This window comes from Nitrosomonas nitrosa, from assembly GCF_003051105.1.
Classification (GTDB): Bacteria; Pseudomonadota; Gammaproteobacteria; order Burkholderiales; family Nitrosomonadaceae; genus Nitrosomonas; species Nitrosomonas nitrosa.
Map to the genome: position 1 here is coordinate 1 of NZ_QAOO01000040.1, position 16990 is coordinate 16990.

The 16990-nt window shown below is 51.0% G+C and carries 15 protein-coding genes and 2 pseudogenes; 10 read left to right on the top strand and 7 right to left on the bottom strand.

Going from position 1 to position 16990, the window contains the following annotated elements; translation table 11 throughout:
• Positions 1-274: pseudogene (locus C8R30_RS16010) on the top strand (IS1380 family transposase); the annotation flags it as partial.
• Between the two features lie 63 nt (positions 275-337).
• Positions 338-679 carry a transposase gene (locus tag C8R30_RS14430; RefSeq protein ID WP_107790447.1) on the top strand — a complete coding sequence of 114 codons (342 nt, stop codon included), beginning with the start codon at positions 338-340 and terminating at the stop codon, positions 677-679.
• A gap of 613 nt (positions 680-1292) precedes the next feature.
• Here the strand turns inward: C8R30_RS14430 and merR are convergent.
• Entirely contained in the window at positions 1293-1697 is a 405-nt protein-coding gene (merR, locus tag C8R30_RS14440; RefSeq protein WP_090700545.1) for an Hg(II)-responsive transcriptional regulator, read from the bottom strand.
• Positions 1698-1890: 193 nt separating this feature from the next.
• On the opposite strand from merR, the gene C8R30_RS16775 reads away from it, so the two are divergent.
• From C8R30_RS16775 to merA, 5 genes are all read left to right on the top strand, one after another.
• Complete coding sequence (locus tag C8R30_RS16775) at positions 1891-2154, top strand: four-helix bundle copper-binding protein (RefSeq protein WP_476703510.1); 264 nt, start codon at positions 1891-1893, stop codon at positions 2152-2154.
• Positions 2155-2272: 118 nt separating this feature from the next.
• Positions 2273-2623, top strand: coding sequence for a mercuric ion transporter MerT (merT, locus tag C8R30_RS14450; protein WP_090700548.1), 351 nt, complete (start codon positions 2273-2275; stop codon positions 2621-2623).
• 14 nt (positions 2624-2637) lie between these two features.
• The gene (gene merP / locus C8R30_RS14455) at positions 2638-2919 is read left to right on the top strand and encodes a mercury resistance system periplasmic binding protein MerP (RefSeq protein WP_107790449.1); all 282 of its coding nucleotides are present in this window, start codon (positions 2638-2640) and stop codon (positions 2917-2919) included.
• Between the two features lie 2 nt (positions 2920-2921).
• On the top strand, positions 2922-3173 hold the full coding sequence (gene merF, locus C8R30_RS14460; RefSeq protein ID WP_107790450.1) for a mercury resistance system transport protein MerF: 252 nt from the start codon (positions 2922-2924) through the stop codon (positions 3171-3173).
• Positions 3170-4849 (top strand): mercury(II) reductase, encoded by a 1680-nt coding sequence (merA, locus tag C8R30_RS14465; protein ID WP_090700553.1) that lies wholly within the window; start codon positions 3170-3172, stop codon positions 4847-4849. The genes merF and merA overlap by 4 nt, the downstream gene beginning before the upstream one ends.
• Before the next feature lie 56 nt (positions 4850-4905).
• Here the strand turns inward: merA and C8R30_RS14470 are convergent, their stop codons facing one another.
• The 6 genes and pseudogenes from C8R30_RS14470 to C8R30_RS14495 form a co-directional block, all read right to left on the bottom strand.
• Positions 4906-5664, bottom strand: a complete 759-nt coding sequence (locus tag C8R30_RS14470; protein ID WP_107790451.1) for an HD-GYP domain-containing protein — start codon at positions 5662-5664, stop codon at positions 4906-4908.
• 32 nt (positions 5665-5696) lie between these two features.
• Positions 5697-8405: a cation-translocating P-type ATPase gene (locus C8R30_RS14475; protein WP_107790452.1), complete on the bottom strand. Its 2709-nt coding sequence runs from the start codon at positions 8403-8405 to the stop codon at positions 5697-5699.
• Positions 8406-8432: 27 nt separating this feature from the next.
• Entirely contained in the window at positions 8433-11567 is a 3135-nt protein-coding gene (locus C8R30_RS14480; RefSeq protein WP_107790453.1) for an efflux RND transporter permease subunit, read from the bottom strand.
• A 10-nt stretch (positions 11568-11577) separates the two neighbouring features.
• Positions 11578-12816 (bottom strand): efflux RND transporter periplasmic adaptor subunit, encoded by a 1239-nt coding sequence (locus C8R30_RS14485; protein ID WP_219908895.1) that lies wholly within the window; start codon positions 12814-12816, stop codon positions 11578-11580.
• Positions 12813-14054 carry a TolC family protein gene (locus tag C8R30_RS14490; protein ID WP_219908896.1) on the bottom strand — a complete coding sequence of 414 codons (1242 nt, stop codon included), beginning with the start codon at positions 14052-14054 and terminating at the stop codon, positions 12813-12815. The genes C8R30_RS14485 and C8R30_RS14490 overlap by 4 nt, the downstream gene beginning before the upstream one ends.
• 346 nt (positions 14055-14400) lie before the next feature.
• A pseudogene (locus tag C8R30_RS14495) lies at positions 14401-15310 on the bottom strand (IS110 family RNA-guided transposase); the annotation flags it as partial.
• 140 nt (positions 15311-15450) lie between these two features.
• Here C8R30_RS14495 and C8R30_RS14500 point away from each other — a divergent pair.
• From C8R30_RS14500 to C8R30_RS14510, 3 genes are all read left to right on the top strand, one after another.
• On the top strand, positions 15451-15813 hold the full coding sequence (locus C8R30_RS14500) for a hypothetical protein (RefSeq protein WP_107790455.1): 363 nt from the start codon (positions 15451-15453) through the stop codon (positions 15811-15813).
• A 66-nt stretch (positions 15814-15879) separates the two neighbouring features.
• A complete protein-coding gene (locus C8R30_RS14505) occupies positions 15880-16314 on the top strand; it encodes a hypothetical protein (protein WP_107790456.1) in 435 nt (144 codons plus the stop codon).
• A 354-nt stretch (positions 16315-16668) separates the two neighbouring features.
• The gene (locus tag C8R30_RS14510; RefSeq protein WP_107790457.1) at positions 16669-16989 is read left to right on the top strand and encodes a copper-binding protein; all 321 of its coding nucleotides are present in this window, start codon (positions 16669-16671) and stop codon (positions 16987-16989) included.
• Position 16990 lies beyond the last annotated feature (1 nt).

Genomic DNA, 16990 nt, shown 5'->3' on the forward strand with positions numbered 1-16990 from the left:
GATTCATGATGAATTCCGTGAAGGCAACACCGCTCCGGCCAGCAGAAATCTTGAATTCATCAAGGACTGTGAAACTCACCTGCCCAAGGGGCATCCTATCGCCCATGTTCGTCTGGACTCAGCGGGTTATCAGGCGGATATCTTGAATTACTGTGAAGAAACGAACAAAACCTTTGCCATTGGTGGTCGACTCGACGCATCTACCCTCAAGACCATCGAAGCCATCCCCGAATCGGATTGGGCGTACTATGCCGACTGCGCCATAGCTGAATGATGATCAACCCAAGTATCACGTGATTGCTAGCAATCGCCAGGAGTCTGCAGAAGATACGTTGGTCTGGTATCGCCAACGTGGCGAAGTCTCCGAGAACGGTATCAAAGAGCTAAAAATCGGCTTTGGTATGGGCGTATGCCCTGCGGACAATTCGAGGCCAATGCCGCTTTCTTTCGTATCGGTGTAATCGCTCATAATTTGTTCGTCTTATTCAAGCATTCTGCCCTAGACAGCGGATGGCAGCGCTACCGAGTGGCAACAGTACGTTGGCGCCTGTTTCATCTGCCAGGCAAGCTCGTACGCCATGCTCGCTCGCTAGTACTCAAGATCGCAACCGAGTCCGTCGAGTTATTCCAAAACATCCGTACTAAAAGCTACCAATTGGCCCAATCCCTCGCTCCGTAACTGACCCGTTCCTTTATCTACTTGGCGCCGCCTCACCGCGGAAAGGGCAATCTCGTCCTCAAAAAGCTAAAATGTTCCCACAACAATGAAAATAGCAATGTGATGTACATACACGCCATCAAATCCACTGTTTTCTGCCCGCTTTCGTTTTTGCGATCATGCTTCGGGACATCCGCGGGAGAAATTAAAAATTCAATCGCGGAATTTGGGTTATATGTATGTCTTGATGACCCCTCCTGGTAGCGGATCCAAGTTTCAGCGCCTGGTAGATAGTGTTTCCAATGACTACTGCTCACATTTCGACATTACTATCTTCCGAAAATCTCTGTCTTGGCGACATCAAAAGAAGCGCCTCGATGATAAGCGCGGTCGGAAGTCATTGCATTCAGCGTACCGATCACCATAATCAGGCGTGTACGACCAAGGGAATCTGATTGCCCCTGAAAAAACGCTACCCCGCAGTTTTATGAACCATTCGAGTTAACTTTTTCGATCTCAATTTTGTGAAATAGATATCGGTTCCTGGCAATACCGGCTCAATTCATCCAATGAAAAAAATCGGCATGTCATGCCATGTCCGATTCTCGATTAACTCCGCATTGCGCAACTTATCTCAGTTTTGCAACGATGCAATAATTGGACAGGAGACATTATCTTTTCGTGTATGGCAGGCATGTAAAAGTGCGGATAACGCAGCCTCCAGACGCTTCAGTTCTTCCAATTTTTTATGTACATCTTTTAGTTTGACCTCAGTCAAATAGTAGACTTCATTGCAGTGAGTGCCGTCTTCCAACCGCAGCAATTCACTGATTTCACTCAAACTAAAGCCAAGCCTTTGGGCAGACTTTATAAATCTTACGCGCTGCACATCAACTTTGCTGTAACGGCGAATGCCGCCATAGGGCTTAGCCGGTACCGGTAACAAGCCTTTATGTTGATAGAAGCGGATCGTTTCCGCACTGACCCCGGCTGCTTTGGCGAATGCACCAATGGTTAGATTCTCCAAATTATTTTCCATTGCGCTTGACTCCGTACTTGACTACAGGAATAAATTTACAGCACCTGTTAAATTTTTAAAAGGAGAAATAGATGGTCGATTTAATTTCTTGAAATCATTGAATTACTAATCCATTTTTATTGCAAAATGAGGATATATCATCATGAAAAATAAGGATTATCAAAATTGTATTGAAGCTTGCCTGGCTTGTCTTATGGCTTGCGAGGATTGTGTAGACTGTTGTATCGGTTCGGATAGAGAGAAATGCCTGCGTCTATGTATGGATTGCGCAGAAATTTGCCAGCTTTGCGCTCGCCTTATGGCTCGCAATTCAAGTATTGCCCAGAAAATATTCGCACTCTGTGGGGAGATATGTAATTTATGTGCGGAAGAATGTGGAAAGTATGACGAAGATCGCTGTCAAAAATGCGCCGAGATGTGCAGAAAATGTGCAGATATGTGCCGCCAGATTGGTTAGCACGCGAAAAAGACGGATCTGGATTTTAATCTTGGAATCCAGATCCGTTCCAAACATGTTTTCTTTCTTTCCATAACTCCGTCTGCGGCATCTGAAATTTTTAAAAGGAGAAATGTATATGACCGAGCCACAACAAGGGCGCGGCGCCCTCGCCGCCGGAGGGCTGGCCGCTATCCTCGCTTCGGTTTGCTGTCTGGGGCCGCTGGTATTGATCAGCCTGGGATTTGGCGGCGCCTGGCTCAGTAACCTGAGGGCGCTGGAGCCGTATCGACCGATCTTCCTTGGCGTAGCGCTGGTAGCCCTGTTCTTCGCCTGGCGCCGGATCTTCCGGCCTGCTGTGGATTGCGCGCCAGGACAAATATGCGCTGTCCCGCAAGTGAAAATGACATACATAATTATTTTCTGGACGGTGGCGGCGCTGGTGCTGTTAGCGTTGGTTTTTCCCTATTTGTTGCCACTTTTTTACTAATCAGGAGATCGATCATGAAAAAATTAACTGTTTTACTGCTGCTGATGACCGCCGTCCTGAGCACACCTGCCTGGACAGCCATGCAGACCGTTACCCTGTCAGTGTCTGGCATGACTTGCGCCGCCTGCCCGATCAGCGTGAAAAAAGCGCTCTCGAGGGTGGAAGGCGTGCAGCAAACTGAAGTCAGCTATAAGAAACAGGAAGCCACTGTCACCTTCGACGATACCAGAACCCATGTCGAAGCCTTGCTCAAAGCTGCCGGAGACGCCGGTTACCCGGCGACGGTTAAGGAATAATCATGGATAAATACACCAAGTGGTTGCGGATCGGTATCGGTGGCTCGATTATCGTCGCACTTTGCTGCTTCACGCCCATTCTGGTCGTGCTGCTCGGCGTGCTCGGTCTATCTGCCTGGGTCGGTTGGCTCGACTATGTGTTGTTTCCGGCATTAGCGATTTTCATTATCATCACGATATATGCCTGGCAGCGACGCCGCCAGGCGCTGGCTTGCTGCGCACCCAATCACAAAGACGAGGGAGAGAAGCCATGATTGAACTTGTTATCGAAGGCATGACCTGCGCTTCATGCACCGAGCATGTCAAACAGGCATTGGAGAAGGTTCCCGGCGTGCAAGAGGTGCGAATCTCTTATCCAGCGGGGCGGGCCGAAATAGAAGTGGGTACGGGTGTAGCTGTCGAAGCACTGGTTGCAGCCGTAACAACACTTGGCTACCAGGCGTCATTTGTCGACGCGCCCACCAAGGTAACTAATTTCCACGACAAAACACTCGGCTCACCAGCAACCGGAAACAAGCATGGCAGCGCAGATCGCCAGTTGCACATCGCCGTGATCGGCAGTGGTGGGGCCGCGATGGCGGCGGCATTGAAAGCAGTTGAGCAAGATGCGCGCGTGACACTGATCGAGCGCTCTACTCTTGGCGGCACTTGTGTCAATATCGGCTGCGTGCCCTCCAAAATCATGATTCGTGCAGCTCACATCGCACACTTGCGCAAAGAAAGCCCATTCGATGGCGGCATGTCTGCAAGCCTGCCTATCATCCAGCGCGAGTGGTTGCTCGCTCAGCAACAGGCACGCGTCGATGAACTACGGTATGCAAAGTACGAAAGTATTCTGGAGGACAATCCAGCTATAACGGTATTACAGGGTGCAGCTCGCTTCAAGGATAGTCAAAGCTTGACCGTGCGACTGAATGAAGGAGGCGAGCGAACGGTAAGATTCAACCGTTGCCTGATCGCTACTGGGGCAAGCCCAGCCGTGCCGCCTATTCCTGGCCTGAAAGATACCCCCTACTGGACTTCTACTGAAGCGCTGGTAAGCGACACTATTCCACCGCGCCTGGCAGTGATCGGCTCGTCGGTGGTGGCGGTTGAATTAGCGCAAGCCTTCGCTCGATTGGGAAGCAAGGTGACGATGCTGGCGCGCAGCACGCTATTCTTTCGCGAAGACCCGGTCATCGGCGAAGCGCTCACAGCCGCTTTTCGCACCGAGGGCATTGAGGTACTGGAGCACACGCAAGCGAGCCAGGTTGCGCATATAGACGATGAATTCGTGTTGACCACCCCGCACGGCGAGCTACATGCCGACAAGCTCCTGATCGCCACTGGTCGAGCACCCAATACACGCGAGTTGGCATTGGATGTGGCGAGCGTTACCACCAATGCCCAGAACATGATCGTAGTTGACAACGGCATGCGCACCAGTCATCCACTTATCTATGCCGCCGGCGACTGTACCAACCAGCCGCAATTCGTCTATGTTGCGGCAGCGGCTGGTACCCGTGCGGCCATCAACATGACCGGTGGTAAAGCAGAGCTGGATCTAACGACCATGCCAGTCGTGGTGTTCACTGACCCACAGGTTGCTACTGTCGGATTGTCCGAACAGGAAGCGCACTTCAAGGGGATTGAGACCGACAGCCGAACGCTTACCCTCGACAACGTGCCCCGCGCGCTCGCCAACTTCGACACGCGTGGCTTCATCAAGCTCGTCGTCGAGGAAGGTTCGCGCCGGCTGATCGGCGTGCAAGCGGTCGCACCGGAGGCAGGCGAATTGATTCAGACCGCAGCGCTGTCGATTCGCGCCAGAATGACTGCGGAGGAACTGGCTGATCAATTGTTTCCTTACCTGACAATGGTCGAGGGGTTGAAACTTGCGGCGCAAACCTTCAGCAAAGATATCAAATATTTGTCCTGCTGCGCTGGGTAAGTCAAGGTGTAACATGCCGAATGACAAAAATCCGCCATAAACAAGTCTGCCATTAACTAAGAAAATGGCTGCTGGCATTTTGCCAGCACCATTTCGCGCAGCACTGCTTCTTCGGCGCTAAAGGCATCAACTGCCTGCGGATCAAATTGACTTCCTTTCATGCGTAGAATCTCTGCCTTGGCAACATCAAAAGTTGCACCTTTACGATAAGTGCGATCGGAGGTAATTGCATCCAGGGTGTCGATCACCATAAACAGGCGTGCGCCCAAAGGAATTTGATCACCGTGCAAATTCCTCGGATAGCCCGTGCCATCATAGCGCTCCTCATGACAGAGAATGATATTGGCCGCATCTGCCATACCGGGTATTTGCGATATGAGGTGGTAGCCTTTCTCGGGATGAGTATGTAACTCACTCCATTCAGCCTCGCTCAAAGGACCAGGCTTTAATAAGATGGCGTCCGGTACGCCAATCTTGCCGATGTCATGTAATAGCGCTCCCCAGTAAATCTGCTGCAACATATTTGACTCCGCAATAAAACGGCGCGCGAGCACCATAGTATGGCAAGCAACACGCTTGGAATGCAGACCCGTCTCGTGTTCACGCAAATCCAGCGCACTCACCAGCGTTTCTGCCAGCAGGCTAAACATATCTTCCTGCCTAGCGCAGACGTCTTTGATTTTGAGCAAACAATGTTCGGAGCAATAGGTTTTACCCTTAGATACAAAAGGTTGTTGTGCAATCAATTTGCCACAATGCTGGCAAAATACTTCCACATGATTTCCTGTCTGTTCATTTTGATGATTGTTTAGCATAGATACATTTCCTGTTAATTACGATCATGCATTTATTTGCTACCAATGCTTGCCGAACGATAGCGAATGACTTTCCTCAATTCCAACACAATCAGCGGAATGAAGCCTGCTGCAAACCAGCCTGCGCATTGGGCAAGTGTAATCGGTTCGATCTTGAACAATGCTTGAAACACTGAAATATGGTGTATCGCCAACTGCAAGGCGAAGCCTGCTGCCACAACGAGAAATAGCCGTAAATTTGAAAATAGACTGATTTCCCAAACAGTGCGCTGTTCACTTCGTGCTCCAAAAGCGCGCAGCAGGCCGGCAATCACCAATACGGTGAACGCAGCATCACGAGCTTGTTCCAGGCTGTTACCCATGAGGTAGAGTTCATAGGCAAATACACCGAGTGTGACACTCGCAGTCAACGAGCCGGTAAAGAGCGTCATTTTGATTAAATCCCGGCTAATTAAGGGTGCCTGTGAAGATCGTGGTGGACGATTCAACACGCCCCGGTCAATCGGATCGGTCGACAAAGCTAGTGCCGCAAAACCATCCGTTACCAGATTGATCCACAAAAGATAAAGCGGTAACAGCGGCAATGGCCAACCGAGTAGAATCGCAATCAACATCACGATTAATTCGCCGGTACTGCTTCCGAGCAAATAGGCCAACGTTTTAGCAATGTTGTCATAAATGCCTCGACCCTCTTCTACCGCTGCAACAATGGACGCGAAGTTATCATCGGTGATAATGATATCTGCCGCTTCTTTGGTCACTTCTGTACCAGTCAACCCCATAGCGATTCCGATGGAGGCTTCCTTGATCGCAGGGGCATCATTCACGCCATCCCCGGTCATGGCTACCACCTTGCCCCGCCCCTTCCAGGCACGCACGATGCGAAGCTTGTGCTCGGCAGTCACACGCGCATAAACTGAAACCCGTGCGATGCGCGCTCTTAGCGCTTCCTCATCCAGCCGATCGAGCTCGTTGCCAACCAGAATTTCGTCGCCCTTGCCCAGTATGCCCAATTCATAACCAATGGCCCGCGCGGTATCAGGGTGGTCACCCGTGATCATCACAGCTTTGATGCCAGCGCGCTTACACTTGGCCACGGCTTCCTTTGCCTCGGCACGTGGCGGATCCTGCAAACCGATGAGCCCCAGAAAAATAAGCTCCTTTTCGATTTCATTATCACTTACCGCCGTGCCTTTCTCAAAGCCGGGGTTTGTCAGTGGCCGTTCTGCAATGGCAAGCACGCGCAATGCCTCTTCTGCCAGTAATTTATTGGCATCAAGCAATCGAGTGCGATCAGCTTCGCTTAATGGTTTGACGCCTTGCTCGGTGCGGATCAAGGTGCAACGGCTAAGAATCACTTCCGGTGCACCTTTTACAAATGCCCACGGCTGCTCTTCCTGCTTGCGGATAATGGTCATGCGTTTGCGCTCGGAGTCAAAGGGCAGCGTAGCCAGTCGCGGCATTTCCGTTTCGATCGCTTGCCGGGTGATATTAGCTTTCGCGGCAGCAACCAACAAGGCGCCCTCAGTGGTGTCTCCCACCACTATAGACCGATCATTTGCAAAGGTTAGTTCTGCGTCGTTGCAAGCTGCCGCAGCACGCAGCAAGGCGGACAGCTGCGGGTCTTCCGAAGGTACACGCTCGGTATCACCCGTAATGAATACACCTTCGATAGCGTAGCCTTCACCGGTGATGCGATACCTACTGTCCGCAGTAATCAACTTGCGCGCAGTCATTTCACCCATGGTCAACGTACCGGTCTTGTCGGTACAGATCACCTCAGCGCAACCCAGCGTTTCGACCGCAGCCATATGTCGCACCAACGCATTGCGCAGCACCATGCGCTGTACCCCCAATGCGAGCGCGATGGTCACTACCGCTGGTAACCCCTCGGGAATGGCGGCGACCGCAAGGCTCACCGTGCTCAGAAAAAGCTCGAATGGCGCAATGCCGCGCAACCATCCCAGACTAAAAATCAGCGCGACTATGCCTAAACAAGCCCACAATAAAAAATGCCCTGCCTTATCGAGTTTTCGTTGCAGTGGAGTTTCTCCGCTTTCGGCAGTCTCCAGCAATTTGGCGATACGGCCCAGTTGCGTCTCCATACCGGTATTGACTACGATTGCGCGACCAGAACCGTTAGTCACACTAGTACCGAGAAAAACCATGTTCTGTTGCTCCGCTAGCGGCGTTTCTAGAGGCAGGGTATCAGTGAGTTTATCTACCACTTGCGATTCACCGGTGAGCGGTGCTTCATTGACGCGTAAAACCGAGCTCTCGATTAAACGAGCATCTGCCGCGACCAAGTCTCCACCTTCCAGCAGCAAAATATCACCCGGTACGATTTCAGTCGCAGCCACCACTGCGCTATGTCCATCGCGGATGACTCGGCAATGAGGAGCTGCCAAATGCGCTAACGCAGCGGCTGCTTTCTCGGCTCGATATTCCTGAACAAAACCAATGATTGCATTCAAAATTACGATGGCAATAATCGCAATACCATCTACCATCTCCCCTAGCGCTGTCGAAATCGCCGCTGCGCCAATCAACACCCAAATAATCAAGCTCTTGAACTGAGCCATAAAAATAGTCAAAGCCGAGAACCGCTTGCCTTTCCGTAGCTTGTTAGGTCCATATTGGGTGAGACGGATAGCAGCTTCCTGATCGGTCAGTCCTTTTTCCGTATCGGTTGCTAAAAGATTCGTGAGTTCGGTTGTCGATTGGTTATGCCATGCGGTCATGGTGATATTCTGTCCATTAACATTATTTTATGTTTGGTCTGCCAGAAACTTGATCTCCTTGTGCCAACGCCAAATTACATAGATCGCCGGAATCACGAACAGCGTCAGCAACATGGCCGAGCCCACCCCACCGATCATCGGTGCAGCCAAACGCTTCATCACATCGGCGCCGACGCCGGTTGCCCACATCACCGGGATCAGGCCTAGGATATTAGCCAGACCCGCCATGGCCATGGGGCGAATGCGCTCCAGTGCGCCTTGCTGCACAGTTTCCAGCAGATCTGATAGGGATTTAAGTTGTCCCAATGCTTTACGTCGCTTGCAGGCTTCGTCAAGGTAGCTGAGCATCATGGCACTGGTTTCGGCGGCCACTCCAGCCAGCGCAATCAAACCTACCCACACGGCGATACTCATGTTGTAATTAAGCAGCGCCAAAAACCAGAGCCCACCCACCAGCGAAAGCGGCACGCCTAACATGAGAATGAGGGTCTCAGCGACGGAACGGAACGTGAAATAATACAAAAGAAAAATAATGGCAAGGGTTAGTGGCACGAAAATCTTGAGCCGTTCTTTCACCCGTTCCATGAATTCATATTGCCCCGACCAGGCCAAAGTATAACCGGGGGGCAGCTCGATCTTGTCGCGCACTACCTGCTTCAAGTCTTCCACATAACTGCCCACGTCGCGCCCAGCCATGTCCACATAGACATAACCGGACAACATGCCATCTTCATCGCGGATCATGGCAGGGCCGCTGACCATGCGTAATTCCACCAGTTGGGCCAAGGGCACCTGAGCGCCATTGGGCGCACTTACCGTGAGTCGTCCTAGTTTATCCAAGTCATCGCGCTGCTCGCGCAGGTAGCGCAGATTGACTGGGTAGCGCTCGCGTCCCTCTATGGTGGTGGTGATGCTTTCTCCACCAATGCCCGATTCAATGATTCTGCTCACGTCCATGACGGTGAAGCCGTAGCGAGCGATCTCATCACGATTGATAATAAAATCCAGGTAATAGCCACCTGAAACGCGTTCCGCATAGACGCTGCGAGTACCAGGAATTTCCTTGGCGACCATCTCGATATTTTTGCCGATGGTTTCGATGGTCTTTAAGTTTGGCCCGAAAATTTTGATGCCCACGGGTGTGCGCACACCCGTGGTGAGCATGTCTAGGCGTGCCTTGATGGGCATAGTCCAAGCATTGGTAACGCCCGGCAATTGCAAGGCCTGGTCCATTTCATCAATCAGGTCTTCGTAACTTAAGCCTTTGCGCCACTGTTCCTTAGGTTTCAGCCCCACGATTACTTCCATCATACTGAACGGCGCCGGATCAGTGGAGGTATCGGCGCGCCCAGCCTTACCGAACACGAGTTCTACTTCGGGAAAGGATTTCAGGATCTGATCCATTTGCTGTAGCAGTTTACCCGCTTCCGTCACCGAAATACCCGGCAAGGTGGTAGGCATATAGAGTATCGTACCTTCGTACAACGGCGGCATAAACTCCGATCCCATGCGCTGCAATGGAATCACAATGCTCGACATTAACAACAAGGAAAGGATGGTTAGACTCCATCGGTAACGCAAAGCCAGAGCCAGCAGCGGCGCGTATATCCGTTGCAACAATCGGGTGACCGGATGGCGTTGTTCCGGGACAATACGACCGCGGATACAGATCGACAGCAACGCTGGAATCAGCGTCACAGCAAGCACTGCGCTCATGGCGATGGCCAGGGTTTTAGTTATGGCTAAGGGCGTAAACATCCGGCCTTCTTGGGCTTCCAGGACGAATACGGGCATGAAAGCGATCGCGATGACCAGCAGTGAGGCAAAAATTGGCGGCCCCACTTCCTTGGCTGAATCAATCAGAATGCGCTCGCGGTCGCCTTTACGTCCGTTTTGCTCCCATTCTTCCAGCCGCTTGTGTGCGTTGTCCACCATAATGATGGATGCATCCACCATGTCGCCAATGGCGACGATAATGCCGCCGATTGCCATGATATTCAGGCCGACGCCGAGGTAATATAGGGGGATAAAAGCGATCAAAATCGCGAGGGGTAAAGTGATTATCGGAATCAGCGCGGAGCGAAAATGCAACAGGAATCCGAAAATGAGTACGCTGACCACCACCAGTTCTTCGATCAGGTTCTCTGTAGCGGTAGCGATGGATTGGTGGATCAGATCGCTGCGATCGTAGACCGTAACAATCTTGACCCCCTGGGGCAAGGACGGCTCGATTTCCTTGAGCTTGGCCTTGACCCGCTCAATGACAGCGGGCGTATCCTCGCCATAGCGCATGATGACTACTCCCCCCACGGTCTCTCCCTGGCCATTCAGTTCTACGATGCCGCGGCGCATCTCCGGCCCGAGGCTGACCGAGGCGACGTCGCGCAGCAGGATCGGTGTACCGCGAGCATCAACCCCCACGGCGATTTTTTCTATATCCGCAGTGGATTTAATATAACCGCGCCCCCGGATCATGTACTCAATGCCGGAAAACTCCACCACGCGGCCGCCCACATCCAGGTTGCTCATACGTACCTTGTCGACGATCTCGTTCAGATTGAGTTTGTAAGCCAGTACCTTGGTGGGATCGAGATTAATCTGGTACTGGCGTACAAAACCGCCAACGCTAGCGACTTCCGCCACCCCGTCTACAGCCGCCAGCCAGTAGCGCAGATACCAGTCCTGGAACGAGCGCAACGAAGCGAGATCCTGCTGGCCACTTTCGTCCACCAAAGCGTATTGGAACACCCAACCCACTGCGGTGGCATCCGGTCCCAGTTGCGGCGCTACGCCATCCGGCAGCTTGCCGGATAACTGGTTCATATATTCCAGCACACGGGATCGCGCCCAGTAAATGTCGGTGCCTTCCTTGAACAGCACATAGACATAGGAAAAACCGAAATCCGAAAATCCACGCACCACCGTCACATTAGGCGCGGACAACAGGGCAGTGACGATGGGATAGGTAATCTGATCCTCCACCAGGTCCGGGGAACGCCCCATCCACTTGGTATAGATGATGACTTGCGTATCGGATAAGTCCGGCAAGGCGTCGACGGGAGTATTCTTCATGGCCCATAGACCGCCGGTAGCGGCACCGAACACCAGCAGAAACACGATGAACCGGTTTTGGGCGCAAAATTCGATCAGTTTTTCGACCATAAGCGTTACCTCAATGCTTCATGCCCGGCATGCCACCAACCGCCGCTTTCAACTGGCTTTCGGAATCGATCAGAAAATTAGCCGAAGTGACGACGTGTTCTCCTTCCGCGACGCCTTCCAATACTTCTAGCCAATCGCCACTGCGTTGGCCAATTTTGGCCTCGCGCCATTCGAGTCGGCCCCCACCGTGGTGGATGAAAATGATCTGCCGCTCACCCGACTCCAGCACCGCATTTCTAGGCACGACAAGCCGTACTCCCAGTGGTATTTTGAGTTCCAGGTTAGCATACATGCCCGGTTTAAGCCGTTCGCCCTGGTTGTCGAGTTCAAAGCGCACCTTACCCGTGCGTGTTTGCGGATCGATTGTAGGATGAATAAAAGTGATACGCGCCTGCAGCTTCATATCCGGCACATAGGATAGCGTGACGGTAGCGCTTTGACCAATCTCTACCAGCGGCATTTCATATTCGTAGATATCACCGATAATCCAAATTCTGGAAAGATCAGCAATGGTATAGAGCTTATCGCCGGGTTTGGTATGCAATCCAACTACGGCTGTCTTGTTGATCACGGTACCACTTTGTGGCGCGTGGATCGGCAAAGTGAGCAAAACTTCGCCGGTCTGTTCTAGATCACGAATATGCCAGGGTTCAATGTCCCACAGTAATAGTCTACGACGCGATGACGCCAGCAAGGCTTGCGCACCCCGTGCAACTTCTGGAAACTCGCTTTTCCCTAACGTCCGGCTGCTGCTGAGCGCAATCAGGTATTCCTCCTGGGTGGCCACCAATTCAGGGCTGTATAAAGTAAATAACACTTGCCCTTTCTTGACATACTCGCCGGTAAAATTGACAAACAACTTTTCCACCCACCCCTCTAGTTTGATGGTGACACGGGAAAGCAGCCTTTCATCCACTTCTACCCGCCCTACGGTCCGGATGATATGATCCACTGGCTGTCTTGCTGCTGCTTCAAAGGTGACGCCAATGGTTTGCAGCCGCTCCAGCGGAATAAGCGTGGTATTCAGCGATTTCTCAGCACTTTCAGCGTGCAACTTGCGAGCATGGTGCGAACTGCCTTCTCCTGTCATCTCATGGTTGTCTCGGGCAATTTCATCCATTTTGCTGTCCATGGCACGCGGGGTTGGTTCCTTGATCGCTGGCTGTTCGGAACGGATGAATAAAAAAGCTGCTATTGCAGCAATTGCCACGATAGCAATGATCAAACCATAGCGTAAGCGGGGTGTCACGGCGCTACTCCAAGTATCCCTTCCAGACGGGCCAACGCTTTTTTATGCTCGGCCATCTCGCTATGAAAATCCAGTTCGTTTTCTTGCAAAGTAAGCAGAGCGTTAAGCAGGGTCAGGAAATCTACTTTGCCCACTGCATAACTGGCCTGGGCTGCAGCGAGCGTCAAGTTCGATTGGGGAATGATGGCGTCTCGCAACAACTTGATCAGTTCTTCGGCGCGCTCGACCTGCGCCACGTTATCCTTGATTCTAGCCAGTAATTCTTGTCGCAGCGCCCGAAGATCCTGGAATACCGCCTCACGGCTAGCCACAGCTTCATTCACCCCTTCACGCTGTTTGGTGGCGTAATAGAGTGGCAACTTAACATTCAACGTCACCTCATAACCATTATCATTCATGACCGTATCGCGTATTCCTAGCGCTCTGACTTCAAAGTCAGGGTAATATTCCCGCTTGGCCAAAGCAATCGTCTCTTGGCTTTGTTCCACAGTTTTTTGCTGACCTTGCAGCAGAGGAGAAGCCTGATCCAGCAGGGCATTCAGCTCGCTCAGCGAGGAGCGCATAGGGGTGAACTGAATTTCTTCTAATGTGTTGATTGGATCGCTGGGGAGTCTATTCAGAATTCGGTTGATGTCCGCATGCAGAGACTGACGGCGCTGCTCCAGCGTTGCCAGTCGGGCTAGCACACGTGAAATCTCAGTTTGTGCCCGCAAAACATCTTGTTGGGCAGCTTGGCCGACTGAATAGCGCGCATTGGCGGTTCGTTCAAATTCCTGGAGCAGCAGTTTAGTTTGCTGCAAAATACGGATGGAATCATGCACAAAGTGCAAGTCATAAAAAACTTCCTTTAGCCTGGCAATTACCGCCAATCGAGTCGCAAAATAATCTTGTTCAATACGGTCAGACTGACGGGCAGCAATCTCTCCTCTATGACCTAATTTGCCGGGGAACGGAATCTCCTGACTTAATCCGTACATGACTTGATGCTGTGGCCCAATGTTCCGATGGCCTACTGTTACTTTCGGGTCTGGAAGGGTTTTCACTTGCGGGATGATAGCCTTGGAGGATTCCCAACGTTGCAGACTGGCACGAATATCTGGATTATTAGCCAGAGCCTCCTTGACCAAGTCGTCCAGCCTAGTCGGCGCTTCGCCAGCAAAAGCCACATCACCGCATAAGATAGCTATTACGAACAAAGCAATCCTCATATAGCTAGTAGAGAATATGGCGAAACTCAAAGCAATCCTCCTGTTTTGTGTGCAAGCTGTACTGCTCAAGGTAGGTAAGCTTAATCAATTAAAACACCCGCCGCAAGCGGCGTGGCATTAAACAGAATTAATAGATCCTCATCCAATGGATATGTCGCAAGCTATCGGAAACCGGTACCGCTGCTGATTATGAAGCGCTCACAAAGCATTACGAAGAGATTTCTAAAAGGATGCAGTTAAAAGCCCAGAAGTATGCGAAATTGCTTGAGAAAATATGAAACATAAGCATATCTCTATGGAAGATTAGCGTGAAAGAACCCGCGCTGAAGATGAACCCAACTCTGGCTAGCAAAGGCCCTAATACGATGAAACACTATTAAGTTGTGGCTGGTTTAGTGATGTCGAACTTGATTAGAGCCTTAACCCATCGCGGAGCATTGCGTTGGACAGAAAGCGCTTCATAGTCAGTGGTCGAATCCCGGTAGTGTTCGTGCCGTTTGAGCATAAAGAAGAGGGTGCGTAGTATTTTGTGGCCGATAGCCACGATCGCGCGTTTATAGTCGCGCCGGACGATGAGCGACTGGAACTTTGATTTGAATTCCGATCGGGCACGGCTGGCGGCATGAGCAAACTCGCAGAGTAGCCGTCGGACATAGGAGTTGCTCTTACGGACACGCCTAGATTTGTGTTTGCCAGCGGATTCATGGTTACCTGGCCCAGGAAGAGAGTCAGCTTGATGTTCCAAACGCGTCCATGTCGGTACCAATTTCGACTAGCAGCATGGCAGCGCCAATGAGCTCAACGCCAGGGGAGGGTTTGCAACAGCGCCAGTGTGTTCCGTTCGCCCTTAAGTTCACCCGGAAGTTTGTGGTATCGAAGCGGGCGATGCGTGCTTCGATCACCTCGATGTGTTGCATGAGTTCGTTGAGTACAAACTGGTGGCTTGCCGTTAGTTCTCCCTGCAGAGCATCGAAGATTTCCTCGCGGCTGGCTCTGAGGCGTCGACTGACAAACTTGAGTACTTCATGCGGCGGTTGTCCAGCGATGATTGCTTTAAGCATGGCCCGGGCAGACTGACCATGCAGATCGCTGACTACTGTGCCAAGACGAATGCCGCTTTCAGTCAGCACCTTATACAGACGATTCTTCTCTGAAGCCAACTGGCCAACTAGCTTTTGTCGCTGGCGGGCAATCAGGCGCAACTCACGCAGTTTTGTTGGTGGTACGAACGATCCTCGCAACAAACCAGCGCGTGCCAGTGTCACCAGCCAGTGGGCATTAAAGACACACAAAAAAATCTAAATTTATCAGAAATAAGTTGCATTGCGTGTAAAAAAGCCTTAAAAAGAAGAAGGCAATACATAATTAGTCGTATCAAAAAGACTCATTCTTGGTTTGTTACTTTGACTTATTAGGGAGCAATGTCATGAAAATAGGGATTAATCTGTTAGCCGTCGTCGTTGTTAGCTTGTTTATTTCTGCTGCCCAAGCTGAAATAATAGAACCTCATCCCATGGATATGACGCAGGCCATTGAAAATGCTAAAACCGCTGCCGATCATGAGGCGCTGGCCAAGCATTACGAAGAGGTTGCTAAAAGAATGCAGTTAAAAGTGCAAGAGCATGAGAAATTGCTTGAAAAATATGAAACAAATGCGCACCTCTATGGCAGATTGGGCGAGCGTTTGCAGGCACACTGCAAGATGTTGATCCGTTCATACGAGGATGCTGCAAAGGCCAATATGGAAATGGCCGAATCCCACCGAAGTATGGCTGCCGAGATGAAGTAGTTTTAATCAATAGGCTGTGTGATGTGATCATCTTGAGTATTGTCAGATGAAGAGCAGCTTGCCGACATGAAACTGTTAGCCCTCTATCTCCCTACCACCCGTTCGATCTGGCACTCAAAACGGATAGTAAGTGGTCTATTGCTCATCACACTGCTCGCGGTGCAGGTAAAGATCATGTTGGAAGGGTGTTTCGTCATGCCCTATTTGCCAGCACCGCAGAACACGGTAGAACCGATGGAGGGACCTTGTAGCGAGCCTGCTTCATCTACCGAGCGGGTTTGCCTGGCCAATTGCGAATATTCGGTAAGTAAGCCCAAACTCGTTAGTGAAACTTCTCTGTTTGACATCATTGTAGGGCTTCCGGCGATCACTTTTGTAGTCGCCCTGCTCGTTAGCTTCTCTCCTCCTATTTATTATGCTACCTTCGTGCCCGCTAACGGGCCACCTTTGTATCTCCTTTTTTTACGTCTTTTTATTCCTCTTCCCCCCGATCATCACTGATTGAATTTCTGCTCGACTATCGCGGCTTGTGCAGAAATTCATCCGCGTTCAGAACGTATCTCTAGTCGTTTTCCGAGTTGTTTTCCTCCATGGGGAAAATACGTTATCTCCTGCCAGCATCTAGGAGGCTGTCCGAGAATAGCGATCGTAGCGAGGGTGAGTCTGGTTGAGTTGGATTTTTCGATCATTTGAGGCGAATAGTTGTTCTATTTAACGAAAAGGATCGGAAAATCCGGCCAGCCCGACTCGTCCGCAGTAGATCAGTCTATTCTCGGACAGCCTCCCCTCGGAGGTAACTTCCTGCTTGGATTATTTGATTTACACATAACAAAGCATTGTTTAGGAATATAGACCATGAAAAGAAACGTACGAGCTGTTTATATCAATATTTGTCTAGTTTCCCTATTAGTAGGATTGGTTGCTATGCAATTCACCATAGCGGCTACTGTGTCGCATGGAGGAGTCGCAACAGTAAAAGCAATTGATTTAGATAAAGGTATCGTAAAACTTGCCCATAGTCCGATTGCTTCTCTCAACTGGCCCGCCATGACTATGAATTTCAAAACCAAGGAGCGAACGCTCCTGCAGGGAATCAAGGTAGGCGATGTTGTGACTTTTACCTTCATTCAGGCAAATGGTGATTATGTCATTACCCATATCCAGTCTGACCGATAGG